This is a genomic window from Frigoribacterium sp. R86507, from assembly GCF_044597695.1.
GTDB lineage: Bacteria > Actinomycetota > Actinomycetes > Actinomycetales > Microbacteriaceae > Frigoribacterium.
On the sequence record NZ_CP139002.1, the window covers coordinates 1,301,714 to 1,318,223 of the forward strand.

18 protein-coding genes are annotated in these 16,510 nt (G+C 71.6%); 11 read left to right on the forward strand and 7 right to left on the reverse strand.

The features are described from left to right. The first annotated feature begins 10 nt into the window (after positions 1-10). Both dapC and SJY14_RS06235 read left to right on the forward strand, forming a co-directional pair. Positions 11-1,111 (forward strand): succinyldiaminopimelate transaminase, encoded by a 1,101-nt coding sequence (gene dapC / locus SJY14_RS06230; RefSeq protein WP_071256771.1) that lies wholly within the window; start codon positions 11-13, stop codon positions 1,109-1,111. A gap of 16 nt (positions 1,112-1,127) precedes the next feature. Further along, positions 1,128-2,423 (forward strand): citrate synthase, encoded by a 1,296-nt coding sequence (locus SJY14_RS06235; RefSeq protein WP_082060022.1) that lies wholly within the window; start codon positions 1,128-1,130, stop codon positions 2,421-2,423. A 111-nt stretch (positions 2,424-2,534) separates the two neighbouring features. Here the strand turns inward: SJY14_RS06235 and dapD are convergent, their stop codons facing one another. Continuing rightward, entirely contained in the window at positions 2,535-3,509 is a 975-nt protein-coding gene (dapD, locus tag SJY14_RS06240) for a 2,3,4,5-tetrahydropyridine-2,6-dicarboxylate N-succinyltransferase (protein ID WP_396600092.1), read from the reverse strand. 76 nt (positions 3,510-3,585) lie between these two features. Between dapD and dapE the strand changes: the two genes are divergently transcribed. From dapE to SJY14_RS06255, 3 genes are all read left to right on the forward strand, one after another. After that, the gene (dapE, locus tag SJY14_RS06245; protein WP_396600093.1) at positions 3,586-4,659 is read left to right on the forward strand and encodes a succinyl-diaminopimelate desuccinylase; all 1,074 of its coding nucleotides are present in this window, start codon (positions 3,586-3,588) and stop codon (positions 4,657-4,659) included. After that, entirely contained in the window at positions 4,644-5,915 is a 1,272-nt protein-coding gene (locus tag SJY14_RS06250; protein ID WP_396600094.1) for a hypothetical protein, read from the forward strand. Before dapE ends, SJY14_RS06250 begins: the two co-directional genes overlap by 16 nt. Before the next feature lie 83 nt (positions 5,916-5,998). After that, on the forward strand, positions 5,999-6,169 hold the full coding sequence (locus SJY14_RS06255) for a DUF3117 domain-containing protein (RefSeq protein ID WP_071256769.1): 171 nt from the start codon (positions 5,999-6,001) through the stop codon (positions 6,167-6,169). 141 nt (positions 6,170-6,310) lie between these two features. On the opposite strand, the gene SJY14_RS06260 is transcribed toward SJY14_RS06255, so the two are convergent. Beyond that, on the reverse strand, positions 6,311-6,937 hold the full coding sequence (locus SJY14_RS06260; protein ID WP_054145342.1) for an O-methyltransferase: 627 nt from the start codon (positions 6,935-6,937) through the stop codon (positions 6,311-6,313). 69 nt (positions 6,938-7,006) lie between these two features. Here SJY14_RS06260 and SJY14_RS06265 point away from each other — a divergent pair, with 69 nt between their 5' ends. Beyond that, positions 7,007-7,411 carry a hypothetical protein gene (locus SJY14_RS06265; RefSeq protein ID WP_055974037.1) on the forward strand — a complete coding sequence of 135 codons (405 nt, stop codon included), beginning with the start codon at positions 7,007-7,009 and terminating at the stop codon, positions 7,409-7,411. An 88-nt stretch (positions 7,412-7,499) separates the two neighbouring features. Here the strand turns inward: SJY14_RS06265 and SJY14_RS06270 are convergent, their stop codons facing one another. Continuing rightward, entirely contained in the window at positions 7,500-8,414 is a 915-nt protein-coding gene (locus SJY14_RS06270; RefSeq protein WP_055974033.1) for a LysR family transcriptional regulator, read from the reverse strand. Between the two features lie 188 nt (positions 8,415-8,602). On the opposite strand from SJY14_RS06270, the gene SJY14_RS06275 reads away from it, so the two are divergent. After that, positions 8,603-8,725, forward strand: a complete 123-nt coding sequence (locus tag SJY14_RS06275; protein ID WP_255349746.1) for a hypothetical protein — start codon at positions 8,603-8,605, stop codon at positions 8,723-8,725. Positions 8,726-8,899: 174 nt separating this feature from the next. Here the strand turns inward: SJY14_RS06275 and SJY14_RS06280 are convergent, their stop codons facing one another. Genes SJY14_RS06280 through SJY14_RS06290 form a run of 3 tightly spaced genes read right to left on the reverse strand, consistent with a single transcriptional unit; the run spans position 8,900 to position 11,955 of the window. Continuing rightward, complete coding sequence (locus tag SJY14_RS06280; RefSeq protein WP_396600095.1) at positions 8,900-10,039, reverse strand: Mrp/NBP35 family ATP-binding protein; 1,140 nt, start codon at positions 10,037-10,039, stop codon at positions 8,900-8,902. Between the two features lie 25 nt (positions 10,040-10,064). Beyond that, positions 10,065-10,646, reverse strand: a complete 582-nt coding sequence (locus tag SJY14_RS06285) for a DUF1003 domain-containing protein (RefSeq protein ID WP_055974027.1) — start codon at positions 10,644-10,646, stop codon at positions 10,065-10,067. Then, complete coding sequence (locus SJY14_RS06290) at positions 10,633-11,955, reverse strand: magnesium transporter MgtE N-terminal domain-containing protein (protein WP_396600096.1); 1,323 nt, start codon at positions 11,953-11,955, stop codon at positions 10,633-10,635. The genes SJY14_RS06285 and SJY14_RS06290 overlap by 14 nt, the downstream gene beginning before the upstream one ends. A gap of 71 nt (positions 11,956-12,026) precedes the next feature. Between SJY14_RS06290 and SJY14_RS06295 the strand changes: the two genes are divergently transcribed. The 4 genes from SJY14_RS06295 to SJY14_RS06310 all read left to right on the forward strand — a co-directional run bounded on the left by SJY14_RS06295 (position 12,027) and on the right by SJY14_RS06310 (position 14,913). Further along, positions 12,027-12,527 carry a general stress protein gene (locus tag SJY14_RS06295; protein ID WP_396600097.1) on the forward strand — a complete coding sequence of 167 codons (501 nt, stop codon included), beginning with the start codon at positions 12,027-12,029 and terminating at the stop codon, positions 12,525-12,527. Between the two features lie 17 nt (positions 12,528-12,544). Beyond that, on the forward strand, positions 12,545-13,183 hold the full coding sequence (locus SJY14_RS06300) for a hypothetical protein (protein ID WP_396600098.1): 639 nt from the start codon (positions 12,545-12,547) through the stop codon (positions 13,181-13,183). Positions 13,184-13,303: 120 nt separating this feature from the next. After that, on the forward strand, positions 13,304-14,131 hold the full coding sequence (locus tag SJY14_RS06305; RefSeq protein WP_396600099.1) for a YcnI family protein: 828 nt from the start codon (positions 13,304-13,306) through the stop codon (positions 14,129-14,131). Beyond that, entirely contained in the window at positions 14,128-14,913 is a 786-nt protein-coding gene (locus tag SJY14_RS06310) for a copper resistance protein CopC (protein WP_396600100.1), read from the forward strand. The genes SJY14_RS06305 and SJY14_RS06310 overlap by 4 nt, the downstream gene beginning before the upstream one ends. Positions 14,914-14,990: 77 nt before the next feature. Here the strand turns inward: SJY14_RS06310 and SJY14_RS06315 are convergent, their stop codons facing one another. Continuing rightward, entirely contained in the window at positions 14,991-16,505 is a 1,515-nt protein-coding gene (locus SJY14_RS06315) for an aminopeptidase P family protein (protein ID WP_396600101.1), read from the reverse strand. Between the last annotated feature and the right edge of the window lie 5 nt (positions 16,506-16,510).

Here is a 16,510-nt window from a genome sequence, read left to right on the forward strand (position 1 = left end):
GTCGGCCTCCGTGGCGCTCGACCTTCCCGAGTTCCCCTGGGACGCCCTGGTGCCGTACGCGGCGACCGCCCGACGTCACCCCGGTGGCATCGTCGACCTCAGCGTCGGCTCGCCCGTCGACCCGACGCCCGACGTCGTCCGCGAGGCCCTGGCCGTCGCGACCGACGCCCACTCGTACCCGCAGGTGGCCGGCACCCCGGCCCTGCGGTCGGCCATCGCCGAGTGGTATGAGCGGCGCCGTGGAGTGACCGGGCTCGGCGACGCGAACGTGCTCCCGACCATCGGCTCGAAAGAACTCATCGCCGGGATGGCCCTCTGGCTCGGGATCGGCCCGGGCGACACGGTGGTCTATCCGACGAACGCCTACCCGACCTACGCGCTCGGTGCCGCGCTCGTCGGTGCGACGGCCCTCGCCTCCGACGACCCGGCCGAGTGGCCCGCGTCGACGAAGCTGGTCTGGTTGAACAGCCCGGGCAACCCCGACGGAGCCGTGCTCGGCGTCGAGGGCCTGCGTGCGGCCGTGGCCCGTGCGCGCGAACTCGGCGCCGTGATCGCCGGCGACGAGTGCTACGCCGAGCTGGGGTGGACGGGTGAATGGGCCGATCGCCCCACGCCCTGCATCCTCGACCCCCGCGTCGTGGGTGACGACCTCCGCGGCGTCGTCTCGGTCTATTCGCTCAGCAAGCAGTCCAACCTCGCCGGGTACCGTGCGGGCTTCGTCGCGGGCTGCGACCACGTCGTCGGTCAGTTGCTCGCCGTGCGCAAACACGCGGGCCTCATGCCGCCGGCCCCCGTGCAGCAGGCGATGGTGGTCGCGTTGGCCGACGAAGCCCACGTGGTCGAGCAGAAGGCGCGGTACGCGGCCCGCCGAGCGCGCCTCCTGCCCGCCCTCGAGGCGGCCGGGTTCCGCATCGACCGCAGCGAGGCCGGGCTCTACCTCTGGGCCACGCGAGGCGAGGACGCCTGGGCCACGGTGTCCTGGCTCGCCGAGCGCGGAGTGCTCGTCGCCCCCGGCTCGTTCTACGGGCCGGCCGGCGATCGTCACGTCCGCGTGGCGCTCACGACGACCGACGAGCGCATCGACGCCGCCGTGGGGCGACTCGGCAGCTGACCGCTAGGCTGACCGGGTGACTGACACTGCCAACGACGCCCAGAAGGCCACGCTGCAGTTCCCGGGGGGAACAGCCGAGTTCCCGATCGTCGCGAGCACCGAAGGTGCCTCGTCGATCGACATCTCGACGTTCACCAAGCAGACCGGTTACACGACCCTCGACACGGGGTTCGTGAACACCTCCAACGCCCGAAGCACGATCACCTACATCGACGGTGATCAGGGCATTCTGCGCTACCGGGGCTACCCGATCGAACAAGTCGCCGAGAACTCGACCTACCTCGAGACGGCCTGGCTGCTGATCTACGGCGAATTGCCCACCCCCGACCAGCTCGCCGACTTCGACGCGCGCATCCGGCGGCACACGCTGCTGCACGAAGACCTGCGTCGCTTCTTCGACGCCCTGCCGCACAACGCCCACCCGATGTCGGTGCTGTCGAGCGCGGTCGGCGCCCTGTCGACGTTCTACGAAGACAGCATGAGCGTGCACGATCCCGAGCAGGTCGAGCTGCAGACCGTGCGACTGCTGGCGAAGCTGCCGGTCATCGCGGCTTACGCGCACAAGAAGAGCCTGGGCCAGGCCTTCCTCTACCCCGACAACTCGCTCAGCTTCGTCGACAACTTCCTCAAGCTGAACTTCGGCACGATGGCCGAGCCGTACGAGGTCAATCCGGTGCTCTCGAAGGCCCTCGAGCGCCTGCTCATCTTGCACGAAGACCACGAGCAGAACGCGTCGACGTCGACCGTGCGCCTCGTCGGCTCGACCCAGGCCAACATGTTCTCGTCGATCTCGGCCGGCATCAGCGCGCTTTACGGGCCGCTGCACGGCGGGGCCAACGAGGCCGTCCTCAAGATGCTCGCCGAGATCCGAGACAGCGGCCAGGGCGTCGAGCGTTTCGTCGAGCGGGTCAAGAACAAAGAGGCCGGCGTCAAGCTGATGGGCTTCGGCCACCGCGTCTACAAGAACTACGACCCCCGCGCCAAGCTGGTCAAAGAGAGCGCCACCGAGGTGCTCGAGTCCCTCGGCGTGAAGGACGACCTGCTCGACATCGCGATGGAGCTCGAGGGCATCGCCCTGGCCGACGACTACTTCGTCGAGCGCAAGCTCTACCCGAACGTCGACTTCTACACGGGCGTCATCTACAAGGCGATGGGCTTCCCGCCTCGCATGTTCACCGTGCTCTTCGCGATCGGGCGCCTGCCCGGCTGGATCGCCCACTGGCGCGAGATGAACACCGACCCGACGACCAAGATCGGCCGCCCCCAGCAGCTGTACCTGGGCGCGACCGAGCGCGACTGGCCGCAGCGCTAGTCCGTCGGCATCGCGCCACCACGCAAGAAGGTGGGCACGGCGCCAGGTTCGGACCTGGCGTCGTGCCCACCTTCCGGCGTCGAGGCGGCGTGGTGGTGTTGCCCCGTCCGGCTACGCGTGCAGCTGCGAGTTCAGCGTGATGCCGTGGCCCTTGCGGGGGAGCACCTCGACCGCACCGGTGAGCGAGTTGCGTCGGAAGAGCAGCCCGGGCTGGCCCGAGAGCTCGACGGCCTTGACGGTCTGCGGTGAGCCGTCGTGGGTCGGGGTGCCGCCCACGACGACGACCTTGGTGCCGGCCGTCACGTAGAGTCCGGCCTCGACGACGGTGTCGTCGCCGATCGCGATGCCGATGCCGGCGTTGGCGCCGAGCAGGGCGCGGGCACCGATCGTCACCCGCTGGGTGCCGCCGCCCGACAGCGTCCCCATGATCGAGGCGCCGCCGCCGATGTCGGACCCGTCGCCCACGACGACGCCCTGCGAGATGCGGCCCTCGACCATCGACGACCCGAGGGTGCCCGCGTTGAAGTTCACGAAGCCCTCGTGCATGACCGTGGTGCCCGGGGCCAGGTGCGCACCGAGCCGCACCCGCGAGGCATCGGCGATGCGGACGCGGTCGGGGGAGACGTAGTCGAGCATGCGCGGGAACTTGTCGATGCCGGTCGCGACGATGCCCGCACGCTGCAGCGTCGGACGCAGGCGCGCGAAGTCGTCGGGGTGGACCGGCCCCGCGTTCGTCCACGTGACGATCGGCAGGTGCCCGAAGACGCCGTCGAGGTTGATCGTGTTCGGCTTCACGAGCAGGTGGCTCAGCAGGTGCAGGCGCAGGTACGCGTCGGGGGTGGACGCAGGAGGCGCGCTCAGGTCGATCTCGATCGTCACCGGGACGAGGTCCACCGCCCGGCGCTCGTCGGGGCCGGCGGCGTCGGCCAGCTCGGCCGGGACGATCTCGGGGTCGCGGTCGGCCGGCAGGGTGCCGAGCCGGGGGGAGGGGAACCAGGTGTCGAGCGTGGTGCCGTCGTGCGAGACGGTCGCGAGGCCGTACCCGTAGGCGTGGGTCGGGGCGGTGGCGGTGGCGTCGGAAGTCATGGACCCGAGCGTATCGGCAGCCGCCGACCAGCCGGTTCGGAGGCGACCCGTGCCGTCGGCCCGTAAACTCGCCCGCATGGCACCGATCGACCTCTCCGTCTCGCCCGTCGACGTCACGAGGCAGCTTTGCGACATCCGGTCCGAGTCGGGCGACGAACGTCTCGTCGCCGACGAGATCTGGGCCACGCTCGAGGGCTGCGACCACCTCGAGTTGTTCCGCGACGGTGACGCGATCGTCGCTCGGACGCAGCTGGGCCGTGACTCGCGGGTCGTGATCGCCGGTCACATCGACACCGTGCCCATCAACGACAACGTGCCCACACGCTACGAGACCGAGGGCGACGTCGAGTACCTGTGGGGCCGGGGGACCGTCGACATGAAGGCCGGCTGCGCCGTGCACCTCCGACTCGCGGTCGAGCTGACCGAACCGAACGTCGACGTGACGTGGGTCTGGTACGACCACGAAGAGGTCTCCGACGCGCTGAACGGCCTGGGCCGCCTCGCGCGCCTCCGGCCCGACCTGCTGGCCGGCGACTTCGCCGTCCTGGGCGAACCGAGCAACAGCGGGGTCGAGGGCGGCTGCAACGGCAACCTCCGCGCCGAGATCCGCACCTTCGGCGCCCGCTCGCACAGTGCTCGGTCGTGGGTGGGCGACAACGCCATCCACAAGGCCGCGCCGATCCTCGACGTGCTGGCGGCCTACGAGGCTCGCGAGGTCGAGGTCGACGGGCTCGTCTACCGCGAGGGCCTCAACGCCGTCGGCATCACGGGCGGCGTGGCCGGCAACGTGATCCCCGACGAGTGCATGGTGCACGTCAACTACCGTTTCGCGCCGAGCCGCAGCGCCGACGAAGCCGTCGCGCACGTGCGCGAGCTCTTCGAGGGCTTCGACGTCACGATCGTCGACCTCGCGCCCGGCGCGCGGCCCGGCCTGGACGCCCCGCTGGCGCAGCAGTTCCTGCGCGCCGTCGGCGGCGAGGCCAAGCCCAAGTACGGCTGGACGGACGTCGCGCGCTTCTCCGCCCTGGGCGTGCCCGCCGTCAACTACGGCCCCGGCGACCCGATGCTGGCCCACCACGACGACGAGCGCGTGCCCGTGCAGCAGATCCTCGACAACGAGCGCGGACTGCGGGCGTGGCTGACGGCGTGACCGTCGGTGAGGCGAGCCGCGCCTCCTCGTCCCCGCTCTCGCGTCACGCCCCTCGACGACCGATCTCGCCGTCGAGGCGTCTCCTGCTGCACTACCGCTTCACGCCGTGGTGGGCCCGGGTGCTCGTGGTGTTCGTGTTGTCGCGCGTGGTCAGCACGATCGCGCTCCTCACCTTCGCCGGTGCCCAGCAGGCCAACGCGTGGACCCTCGCGAGCCCCGACTACGGCAGCTTCGCCACCATCTGGGACGGTCACTGGTACTACATCATCGCCGTGGTGGGGTACCCGAGCGACCTGCCGATCACGGGCGACGGTCACGTGGGCGAGAACGCCTGGGCGTTCATGCCCGCCTACCCGTTCGTCGTCCGTGGGCTGATGACCCTGACGGGTCTGCCCTTCGCGACGCTCGCCGTCGTCGTGTCGGTCGCCTGCGCCGCGGGGACGGCCCTGCTGTTCTACCGCCTCATGCGGCACTCGCTGCCCGAGTCGACCTCGTTGTTCGCGGTCGTCCTGTTCTGCGTGGCGCCCCTGTCGCCGCTGCTGCAGGTGGCCTACGCCGAGTCGATGTTCTTGTTGCTGCTCTGCGCGAGCCTGCTCCTGCTGGTGCGGCGACAGTACCTGGCGATGCTGCCGGTCGTGCTGATCATGTCGTTCACGAGGCCCGGGGCCCTTCCGCTCGCCCTCGCGATCGGACTGCACGGGGTGCTGCGCTGGTGGCGTCGGTACGACGATCCCTTCCCGGTGCGCGAGCGGGTCCGCGTGGTGGCGGTGGCCGCGGCCACGGCCGTGTTCGGCGTCGCGTGGCTGATCGTCGCCGGTGCCGTGACCGGCGTGCCGGGTGCCTACACCGAGACCGAGCTCGCGTGGCGGGCGCCGTACATCGGCTACGGGCCGCTCGTGCCGTTCACCCCCTGGGTCGACGGGGCGAACTGGTGGTTTCCGGGTGGTTCCGGCATCGCCCTGCTCGTCTTGTCCGTGCTCGCCTTCACGGCCCTGATGCTCTCGCCGTGGGCGCGCCGGACGAGCGTCGACCTGAGGCTGTGGGGCGTCGCCTACGCGCTCTACCTGCTGGCCGTGTTCTTCCCGCAGTCCAGTACCTTCCGGCTCCTGATGCCGCTCTTCCCCCTGCTGGGCGTGCTCGCGGTGCCGCGCTCGAAGGTCTACCGCGCGCTGCTCGTCGCCGTGTTCGTGGCGGCCCAGTGGGCATGGCTCTACTACTGCTGGTGGGTGAACGGGTACGACTGGACGCCGCCGTGATCGGTGGTCGAACGGCGTCGTTTAGGTCGGGGGCTCGAAATCACGGATAATGGGACCAGCAACTTGCGAAAGGGGACTATCTGATGGCAGCCATGAAGCCGAGGACCGGCGACGGGCCTATGGAAGCCGTTAAGGAGGGCCGTCTCATCATCGTGCGTGTTCCGCTCGAGGGTGGGGGACGCCTCGTGGTGTCGGTCAACGACGACGAAGCCAAAGAGTTGCACGACGCCCTCGCCGGCGTCGTGAGTGCCTAGTCGGCCACCTCCTTAATAGCCCCGGACGCCCCGCCCGTCGCACAAGCGACGCGCGGGGCGTCCGTGCGTGTGCCCACGGCCTGCTGCCCACGGCTTGCTGCCCGCCGCATGGGCTCGGGCGCGACTCAGGGCGTGGGCGTGTCAGCGCTTGACGAGCGAGAGCAGGCCGTCGCCCGCGGTCGAGAGCGAACTGATCACGGCCGGTGAGGTCGACACCTCGGTCAGCAAGGTGCGGAAGCCCGTGGTCGTGGTGTCGCGGACGGCGGGATTGGCCACCCTGCCGTGCCAGAGCGCGTGCGCGACGAGGACGAGTCCGCCGGGACGGGCGAGTCGCAGGCCGTGCTCGACGTACTCGATGACCGAGCCGGGGTCGGCGTCGACGAAGACGATGTCGTACGAGTTCTCGTTCATGCGAGGCAACACGTCGGCTGCGCGGCCTGCGATCAGGCGGAAGCGGCTGGCCGGGACCCCCGCCTGCAGGTAGGCGTCACGGGCGGCCTGCTGGTGCTCGATCTCGCGGTCGATGGTCGTCAGCACGGCACCGGGGGCGCCCGAGAGCAGCCAGAGTCCGCTCACGCCCAGGCCCGTGCCGACCTCGATGATCGACGAGGCGTTCGAGGCGGCGGCGACGACGGCGAGCTGGGCACCCACCGCCGGCGAGACGGCTTCGACGCCGACCTCGAGCGAATGCTGTCGAGCCTCGGCGATCGCGTCGCTCTCGGTGACGAGTTCTTCCGCGAACTTCCAACTTGACTCTATCTGCGACACACCCACTCCTCGAAAGGCCAACTCTAGGGGGTTCCCCGAGTCGTCACCGGTTAGTCTGCATGCGTGTCCATGTTCGGTCTGACGTTCGACAAGCTGCTCATCATCGGTGTGCTCGCGGTCTTCCTGCTCGGTCCCGAACGGCTGCCCGGTTACGCGTCGAAGCTCGCTCAGCTCGTCCGGACGGTGCGCGACATGGCCAACGGCGCCAAGACCCGCATGCGCGACGAGATGGGCCCCGAGTTCGACGACGTCGAGTGGCAGAAGCTCGACCCACGCCAGTACGACCCGCGGCGCATCATCCGCGACGCGTTGCTCGACGGCACGGACGCCGCTCCCAAGCCCTCGGCGCCGAGCATGGCGACGGCCGGTGCCGCCGCGGCCGTGTCCGCGGGGTTGCCCGGGGGCCGCTCCACCGCTCAGGTCGTGCCCCTCGCGACGGGCGAGGTGCCGCCGTACGACTCCGAGGCGACCTGACGCGCCTGCTGCGCCGCGCCTCCTGACCTCGCCCGCCTCGTGGCCCCTCCGGCCTCGTGGACGCGGCACGGCCGCCCCCGGAGACGTGTCAGACGCCGCCGTGCAGCGCCGCCACCCGGGAGGCCTCGGCCCGGAGGGCGTCCACGACCCGTCGCACGGAGGGGCGCTCGGCCCGATCGCGCCGCATCACGGCCGACACCCAACGCACGGCCCGGATGCTCTCGAGGGGGACGAGCACCATGTCGTCACGGGCGTCCTTGGCGGTGAAGCGCGGCAGCACGGCGATGCCGAGGCCGGCCCCGACGAGCGACTCGGTCACCTTGGTGTCGCTGAAGCGCTGCGCGACGCGCACGGGGCTGCCGGTCACCCGCTCGATCTCGCGGTAGACCCACTCGAACGGGAAGTCGTGCGGCACGCCGATCCAGTTCTCGCCCTCGAGGTCGCCGGGCGCGAGCGAGGCGCGACCGGCCAGGCGGTGGTCGGCGGGCAGGGCGATGTCGAGGGGCTCGGTCAGCAGGGGGACGGTGACGAGCCCACGGCCGGGCCAGGGCTTGTCGTCGGAAGAGTGCGCGACGACGACGTCGTGGTCGGCGGCCAGCTCGGGGAACTCGCGGATCGACGGGTCGTGGTCGCTCGCGACGACCACCAGGCCCGGGGTCTCGGCCACCGTGCGCAGCAGCCCCGGCAGCAGCATCTGTCCGCCCGTGGGGAAGGTGGCCAACGTGACCTCGCCCTGCGGGGTCGCGATGAAGTCGTCCCAGACCGCCTGGGCGCGTTCGAGGGCCACGGCGACGTCGGTGGCCGTCTGGGCCAGCACGCGCCCGGAGCCGGTGAGCACGATGCCGCGTCCCACCCGCTCGGTCAGTGCGACACCGGCCTCGCGCTCGAGCACCTTGAGCTGCTGCGAGACGGCGCTCGGGGTGCGGTGGGTGGCCCGGGCGACGGCGGCCACGCTGCCTCGTTCGGCGAGTTCGCGGAGCAGTTCGAGGCGCTTGACATCCATGTAGCAAAACTACCCTGTTTCGGTAGAAACGTGAGATTGATCTACCGCTTTTCGAGGCGCATCATTGAGGAGTCCCCGGAGCGCGTCGTAGCGCTCCCGAGCTCCGGTCGACCTGGTCCCGGGCTCGGTGGCGAATCCATCCCACCACGCAGAACCGCGCGTCGAACCGCGCCAGAAAAGAGTCCCCCATGCTCACCGGAATCATCGTCCTCGTCATCGCCGCAGTCGTCGGAATCGCCGGCTCGCTCGTCTCGGTCGCCCGCGACGGCTTCCGCGCCATCCCGACCAAGACCTACAACCGCTGGTCGTAGTCCACTTCGCGGTGGTCGGTGCGTCTCCCTCCTGAGCGTGCCGTCGCCGCGTGTGCCGCCCCCGTGCTGGGGTGCGGCACGAGCACGTCGCCGCCCCCGGGCGAGACGCTGTGACGAAAGGGCACCTCGCCACGCGAGGTGCCCTTTCTGCACGTACCGAGTCCTCGACCCGGGTCAGGTCACGCTGAGTCCGAGCTTTCGGCCGGCCAGCCCCCGGGCCCGCACGGCCAGTCGGCCCGCCAGCTCGTCGATGGCCGCGGCCGCAGGATCGTCAGGAGCGGCGAGCACGACCGGAACACCGTCGTCACCGCCCTGCCGCAGGCCCAGGCTGAGCGGCACGCTGGCCAGCAGCGGCACCTCGGTCTCTTGCCCGGCCGACAGCCGGCGCGCCGTCTCGACGCCTCCGCCCGACCCGAAGAGCTCGAGGACGCTGCCGTCGGCCTGGGGCAGACCGGCCATGTTCTCGACCACTCCGAGCAGCCGCTGACCCGTCTGGCGCGCCACGAGCCCGCTGCGCTCGGCGACGTCGGCGGCGGCCGGTTGAGGCGTCGTGACGACCAGCACCTCGGCGTGCGGCAGCAACTGCCCCACCGAGATGGCGACGTCGCCCGTGCCGGGAGGCAGGTCGAGCAGCAGCACGTCGAGGTCGCCGAAGTACACGTCGGTGAGGAACTGCTGGATCGTGCGATGCAGCATCGGCCCCCGCCAGGCGACCGCCGTCGAGGCGTCGTCGACGAACATGCCGATCGAGATGACCTTCACGCCGTGGGCCACGGGCGGCAGGATCATGTCGTCGACGCGGGTGGGCTTCACGGATGCGCCGTCGGGGCCGACGAGGCCGAGCAGCCCGGGGATGCTGAAGCCGTAGACGTCGGCGTCGACGATGCCGACCGCCAGGCCGCGGGCCGCGAGGGCGACGGCGAGGTTCGCGGTGACGGTGGACTTGCCCACGCCACCTTTGCCGCTCGTGACGGCGTACACCCGGGTCAGCGTGTCGGGCCCGAACTGCATGCCCCGCGCCGCGCGGCCCGCCCGCAGCTTCTCGGTGAGGGCGTGTCGTTCGTCCTTGGTCATGACGGTCACGTCGACGGTCACTCCGGTGACGCCGACCACGGAGGCCGTGGCCTCGCGGACGTCGCGTTCGATCGTGTCGGCGGCGGGACAGCCCACGATCGTGAGCTTCACGGAAACCGTCGCCGCGCCTCCTGCGTCGACGACGACGTCGCCGATCATGTCGAGCTCGGTGACGGGCTTGCGGATCTCGGGGTCGAGCACCCGACCGAGCGCGCGGCGCACGTCGTCCGGTGTCGGCACCGGTGGCCGGGTCGCCGGGGACGCCTCAGCCACGGTGCCCGTCGCGCCGGGTCTCGCGTCGTGACGGGGACGAGGAGGCGCGGGTCGTCTCGACCCCGGAAGCCTCGTCGTCGTCGCGACGGTCGAGCTCGTCGAGCAGCGAGCGCAGCTCGGCCCGGATGAAGTCCTTGCTCGCCATGTCGCGGATCGCGATGCGGAGGGCGACGACCTCGCGGGCCAGGTACTCGGTGTCGGCCAGGTTGCGCTCGGCGCGCTGACGGTCCTGTTCGAACTGCACGCGGTCGCGGTCGTCCTGTCGGTTCTGCGCGAGCAGGATGAGGGGAGCGGCGTAGGAGGCCTGCAGCGACAGGATCAGCGTCAGCGCCGTGAAGCCGATGGCGGCGCTGTCGAACCGGATGTCGACGGGGGCGACCGTGTTGTAGATCATCCAGACGACGCAGAACAGGGTGAGGGCGATGAGGAAGTATGGCGTGCCCATGCCGCGGGCGATGGACTCGGTGGCCCGGCCGAACCGGTCGCTGCTGACCCGCTTGCGCCCGGGCAGCACTCGAGGGCGCAGGCCCTTCGGGGCGTCGAGGCGGACGTCGTTGCGGTTATCGCGGGCCATCGTCGCTCCTCGTGCTCTGGCCGATCGCGGGGCGACGGGCGCGACCACGCGGTCGGCTCGCGGTCAGGGGTTGGTCGGGGTCTTGACTGCGCCAGTCGTCGGGCAGCACGTGGTCGAGCACGTCGTCGATGGTGACGACGCCGACGAGGCGGTGCGACGAGTCGACGACGGGCACCGAGACGAGGTTGTAGGTCGCCATGACCCGCGTGACCTCGAGGGCCGTCGCGTCGACGCGGACCGGTTCGGTGGTCTGGTCGAGGATGGTGCCCAGGCGCTCGTTCGGCGGGTAGCGGAGCATCCGCTGGAAGTGCACCATGCCGAGGAACCGGCCGGTGGGCGGCTCGTAGGGCGGCAGGACCACGCAGACGGCCGCGCCGAGCGCGGGGGCCAGCTCGTGGCGTCGGATGAGGGCGAGGCCCTCGGCGACGGTCGCGTCGGCCGAGACGATGACGGGCTCGGTCGTCATCAGGCCGCCGGCGGTGTCGGAGTCGTAGCTGAGCAGCATGCGCACGTCGTCGGCCTCGTCGGGCTCCATCAACGTGAGGAGTTGCTCGGTGCGCTCGTCGGGCAGCTGGGCGATGAGGTCGGCCGCGTCGTCGGGCTGCATCTGGTCGAGGACGCTCGCCGCGCGGTGGTCGTCGAGGCCCGTGAAGATCTCGACCTGCTCGGCCTCGGGCAGCTCTTCGAGCACGTCGGCGAGGCGGTCGTCGGACAGTTCGCCCGCGACCTCGAGGCGCCGCTCGGGCGTGAGGTCGAGCAGGGTGTTCGCGAGGTCGGCGGGCACGAGGTCGGAGTACGCGGCGATGAGGTGCTCGGCGCTCTGCGCCTCGCCGGGCCCGGCCTCTTCGACCACGTCGTCCCAGGCCGCGAACGCCGTGGGCGGTTTGACGAACGGCGACGGCGACGTCTTGGGCTTGCGCAGGAAGAGCTGGCCGACCTCCCAGTCGCCCTCGCTCACCTCGTCGATCGCCACGTCCTCGATGGTGGCGTGACCGCCGCCGTGCCGGAACGACACCCGGCGACCGAGCAGGTCGGCGATGACCCGGGTCTCGCCGCCACGCTGCTCGAAGCGGCGGAGGGTGATGACACCGTTCGTGATGATCTGGCCCGAGCCGATGCTCGTGACACGGCCGATGCCCACGAAGACCCGGCGCTTGCCGGGGACCTCGACGACGAGCCCCACCACACGGGGCGCTCCGGTGCGGCGGTAGACCACCAGCACGTCGCGCACCTTGCCGACCTTGTCGCCTGCGGGGTCGAAGACGGAGCAACCGGCCAGCCGGGCGACGAAGACTCTGGTTGCACTCACGCGTCCAATTTAGTCGCTCGCACCGTCGTCGCCGACGGGGGCTCGGCAGGGGCACCGTGTTTAATGCAGGGATGACGAACCCGGGCCCCGTGGGGCGACGCCCGCCGATCGTGCCCACCCTGCCGCGGGGCGACGTCCTCGGCACCTACGACACGTATCCCGAGGCCCAGCGCGTGGTCGACCGGTTGTCGCAGGCCGAGTTCCCGATCAAGCGGCTGGCGATCATCGGCAACGACCTCAAGACCGTCGAACGCGTCACCGGTCGACTGAGCTACGGGCGCGCCGCACTGGCGGGGTCCGTGACCGGTCTCTGGCTCGGGGTCTTCTTCGGGCTCGTCATGCTCGTCTTCGCGACCGAGACGGCGACCGCGGCCACCGTCGGGGCGGCCGCCCTGCTCGGCGCGGGCTTCGGCATGCTCTACGGCATCGTCAGCTTCGCGATCACGCGACGTCGCCGCGACTTCACCTCGACCCACCAGGTGCTCGCGTCGAACTACCAGATCGTGGTCGACCCCGAGGTCTCCGGTCGGGCGCACGAGATCCTCGCCCGTCCAGAGACCCCGCGCCGCTGACGTACCCTGGTGTCGACATGGCACCCCGCGACCCCTCCACGACGGCCACCCGGGCCGAGCGCTTCGCGCGGGGTTGGCTGACCGCCGGCGCCTCGACCCTGGTCGCGGCCTTCTCCCACGTGGCGGGCGGCGGCATGCAACCCGGCGTGCTCGGCGTGGTCCTCGCTCTCGCCGTCGCCGTGCCCGTCTCGATCGCCCTGGCCGGCGTGCACCTCTCGACCGTGCGGCTGGCCCTCGCGGTCGCGCTCAGCCAGGTCGCGTTCCACCTTCTCTTCTCACTCGGCGCCGAGGGTGGCGGCGGAGCCTCCGCCACGGGCGGCCACCACTCGGCGCTCGTCATCTCGACGGCCGCCGACGGGTCGGTGTCCGGTGCGGTCGCAGGTGCCATGGTCATGGGTGGCCCCGCCATGTGGCTGGCCCACGCCCTCGCAGCCGTGGTCACGATCGTCGCCCTCCGGCGGGGTGAGGGTGCCGCGTGGGCCCTCGTCCGACTGGCCGTCCGCGGTCTGACCGTCGCGCGCCTCCTGACGGCCGGGCACCGGCTCGAGGTGCCCGTCGTCCGCCGCCCGCCGACACCGACCGGCGTCCGTCCGCGCCCACCCGGGCGGCGACACCTCACGGCCCGGCCCCGCCGCGGTCCGCCCTGCCCTGCCTGACCCTCACGCCGTCGACCTCCGTCGTCGGTGACCCCGTCGTGCGCGCTCCCCCAGGCGCCGTCGGGCCCCATCGTCATGCACCGCAGACCGATCGCCCTCGCGATCGAGAGGACCAGACCCATGAACCGCACCACCGTCCCCGCATCCGTCACGACCCGCCGTCCCCGGCCGTCCGCCGTCGTCGCCCGGTCGGCCGCCGCTCTCGGCGCCGCCGCCCTGCTCGCGCTGGCCGCGCCCCTCGCGGCGTCGGCCCACGTCCACGTCGAGCCCGGCCAGGCCGAGGCCGGCTCGTACGAGACGCTGACCTTCAAGGTGCCGAACGAGTCCGCGACCGCCGGCACCGTCGGACTCGTCGTCGACCTGCCCACCGACACCCCGTTCACCTCGGTGTCGTACCAGCCCCTGCCGGGGTGGACCACCGAGGTCACCACCAGCACGTTGCCCGAGCCGGTCGAGCTCGACGGCACGACGATCACCGAGGCGCCGACCCAGGTGACCTGGACGGCCGAAGGTGACACGCGGATCGCCCCGGGTCAGTTCCAGGAGTTCGTCATCTCCGCCGGTGCAGTGCCCGACACCGGGTCGATCGCCCTCCCGGCCCACCAGCGTTACTCGGACGGCACGGTCGTCGACTGGGCCGACGCGACGCCGGCCTCGGGAGAAGAGCCCGAGCACCCCGCACCGACCCTCTACGTCAACGACGCCCCGCCGGCCGACGAGCACTCCGGGCACGAGACGGACGACGACACGACGACCGCGGGTCTCAGCACCTCCGGCGACTCGGCGTCGGGTTCCGGCGACGGAGCGGTCGGACCGCTCGCGATCGGCCTCGGCATCGGCGGACTCGCCCTCGGTGCCCTGGCGCTCGTCGTCTCGGTCGTGGCACTGACCCGTCGGCCCCGGGCGACGGCGTCCGGTGCCTCGACGAGCGGCCGGGTGGACGCGTGACGGCCGCGCGCCTGCAGGCACCGCGCCTCCTCGGCGTTCTCGCGATCGCCGGCCTCGGCGCCGCGACCGGCGTGCTCGCCCTCGTGCCGGCGGGCCCCGCCGCGGCGCACGACTACGTCGTGAGCAGCACGCCCGCCGCCGGCTCGACCGTCGACTCGTCCCCGGCGACCGTGTCGATCACGTTCAACGACGTGATCCTCGACCTCTCGGGAACCGGCAGCTCGAACGTGCTCGAGGTGACCGACGCCGCGGGCCTGCACTACGAGGACGGCTGCTCGACCACCTCGGGGCCGACCCTCGCGACCGGCGTCGCGCTCGGGGCGCCCGGTGCCTACACGATGACCTACCAGGCGGTCTCGGCCGACGGTCACACCGTGTCGGACGCCGTCCCGTTCACCTACGCACCCGCCGCGGGCACCGCCGAGGGGGACGGCTCGCCGACCCGTCCGAGTTGCGGCAGCGCAGGAGGCGCGGGGGGCGGCTCCGGCGCCCCCACCGGCGACGAGACCGACGCGGCCTCGCCCTCGGCGTCGACCGAGCCCGAGATGACGACCATGGCGACCCCGGGTGACGACACCGTGGCGACGCCGTCGGCCGCGTCCGAGTCGGGCTCGGTGAACCCCGGTCTCGTCATCGGCATCGCCGTCGCGATCGTCGTGCTGGCCGCCGCCGGTGTGGTCGTGGCGATCGTCACGGGTCGGCGACGGGACGGGACGCCGGCCGAGGCCGAGGTCGACGACCCGGCGGCCCCGGACGGCGACGAGTCGTCCGGCGGCCGGTGACCCTGCCTCGCTGATCGGGGTGCGGACGGACGAAGGGCCCCGGGTGCGATGCACCCGGGGCCCTTCGGCTTCGGACCTCAGTCGCGCGAGATCCACGCCTCGACGTCGGCGACCGTGCGGGGGATGCCGACCGACAGGTTCTCTGCGCCGTCGGCGGTCACGAGGACGTCGTCCTCGATGCGGACGCCGATGCCGCGGAACTCTTCCGGGACGGTGAGGTCGTCGGGCTGGAAGTACAGGCCGGGCTCGATCGTGAACACCATGCCGGGCTCGAGCACGCCGTCGAGGTAGAGGTCGCGGCGGGCGGCGGCGCAGTCGTGCACGTCGATGCCGAGGTGGTGGCTCGTACCGTGCACCATGTAGCGGCGGTGGTACTGGTGGTCGGGCTTCAGCGACTCGTCGGCGGAGACCGGCAGGAAGCCCCATTCGGCCGTGCGCTCGGCGATGACCCTCATGGCCGTCGCGTGGATCTCGCGGAACGCGATGCCCGGGCGCACGATCGCGAACGCCGCGTCGGCCGCCTCGAGCACGGCTTCGTAGACCAGGCGCTGCACGTCGGTGAACCGGCCCGAGACGGGCAGCGTGCGGGTGATGTCGGCCGTGTAGAGGCTGTCGAGCTCGATGCCGGCGTCGATCAGGATGAGGTCGCCGTCGCGCACGACGCCGTCGTTGCGCGTCCAGTGCAGGACGCAGGCGTGGTCGCCCGACGCGGCGATCGTGTCGTAGCCGACCGTGTTGCCGTCGGCGCGGGCGCGACGGTTGAAGGTGCCCTCGACGAGGCGTTCGCCGCGGGGGTGCGCGACGATGTCGTCGAAGTCGGCGATCACGTCGGTGAAGCCCTTGCCCGTCACCGTCACCGCCTGGCGCATCTGGGCGACCTCGTACGCGTCCTTGACGAGCCGCAGTTCGCTCAGGTCACGGGCGAGGTCGGCTGAGGTCGCCCGCCCGGGGGTGCCGTCGTCGTCGGGTGTCACGTCGCCCACCGCCGAGGCGGGGGACTGCTCGGCTGCGGCCTCGACGACGGCGTCGAGACGACGGGTCAGGTCGGGGTCGGCTTCACGGACGACGAGGGTCTCGGCGTCGACCGTGCTGACCACGGCCTCGAAGTCGGCCAGGTCGCGCGCGGCCAGTCCCAGGTCGGCGGCGACCTGCGTCAACGAGGGGCGGGGGCCGATCCAGAACTCACCGATCTCGGGGTTGGCGTAGAACTCGTCCGAGTCGCGGCCGGCGCTCGCGCGCAGGTACAGGGTGGCGTCGTGCCCGTCGGCCGTGGGCTCGAGCACGAGCACCGAACCGGGCACGGTGTCGGAACCCCAACCCGTCAGGTGCGAGAACGCCGAGTGCGCTCGGAAGGGGTAGTCGCAGTCGTTCGAGCGGACCTTGGCGGAGCCGGCCGGGACGACCAGGCGGGTGCCCGGGTGCAGCGCGGACAGTCGCGCGCGGCGGTCGGCGGCGAACGGCGCCTGCTCGCGCGGCTCGGGCAGGACGTCGGGGCGGTCGGCCCACTGCGACGAGATGTAGTCCTTGAACGTGTCCGACCCGGGGGTGGTGGAGCGGTTGGTGGTCGCGCGCGGCGCCTTCTGATCTGCCATGCCCA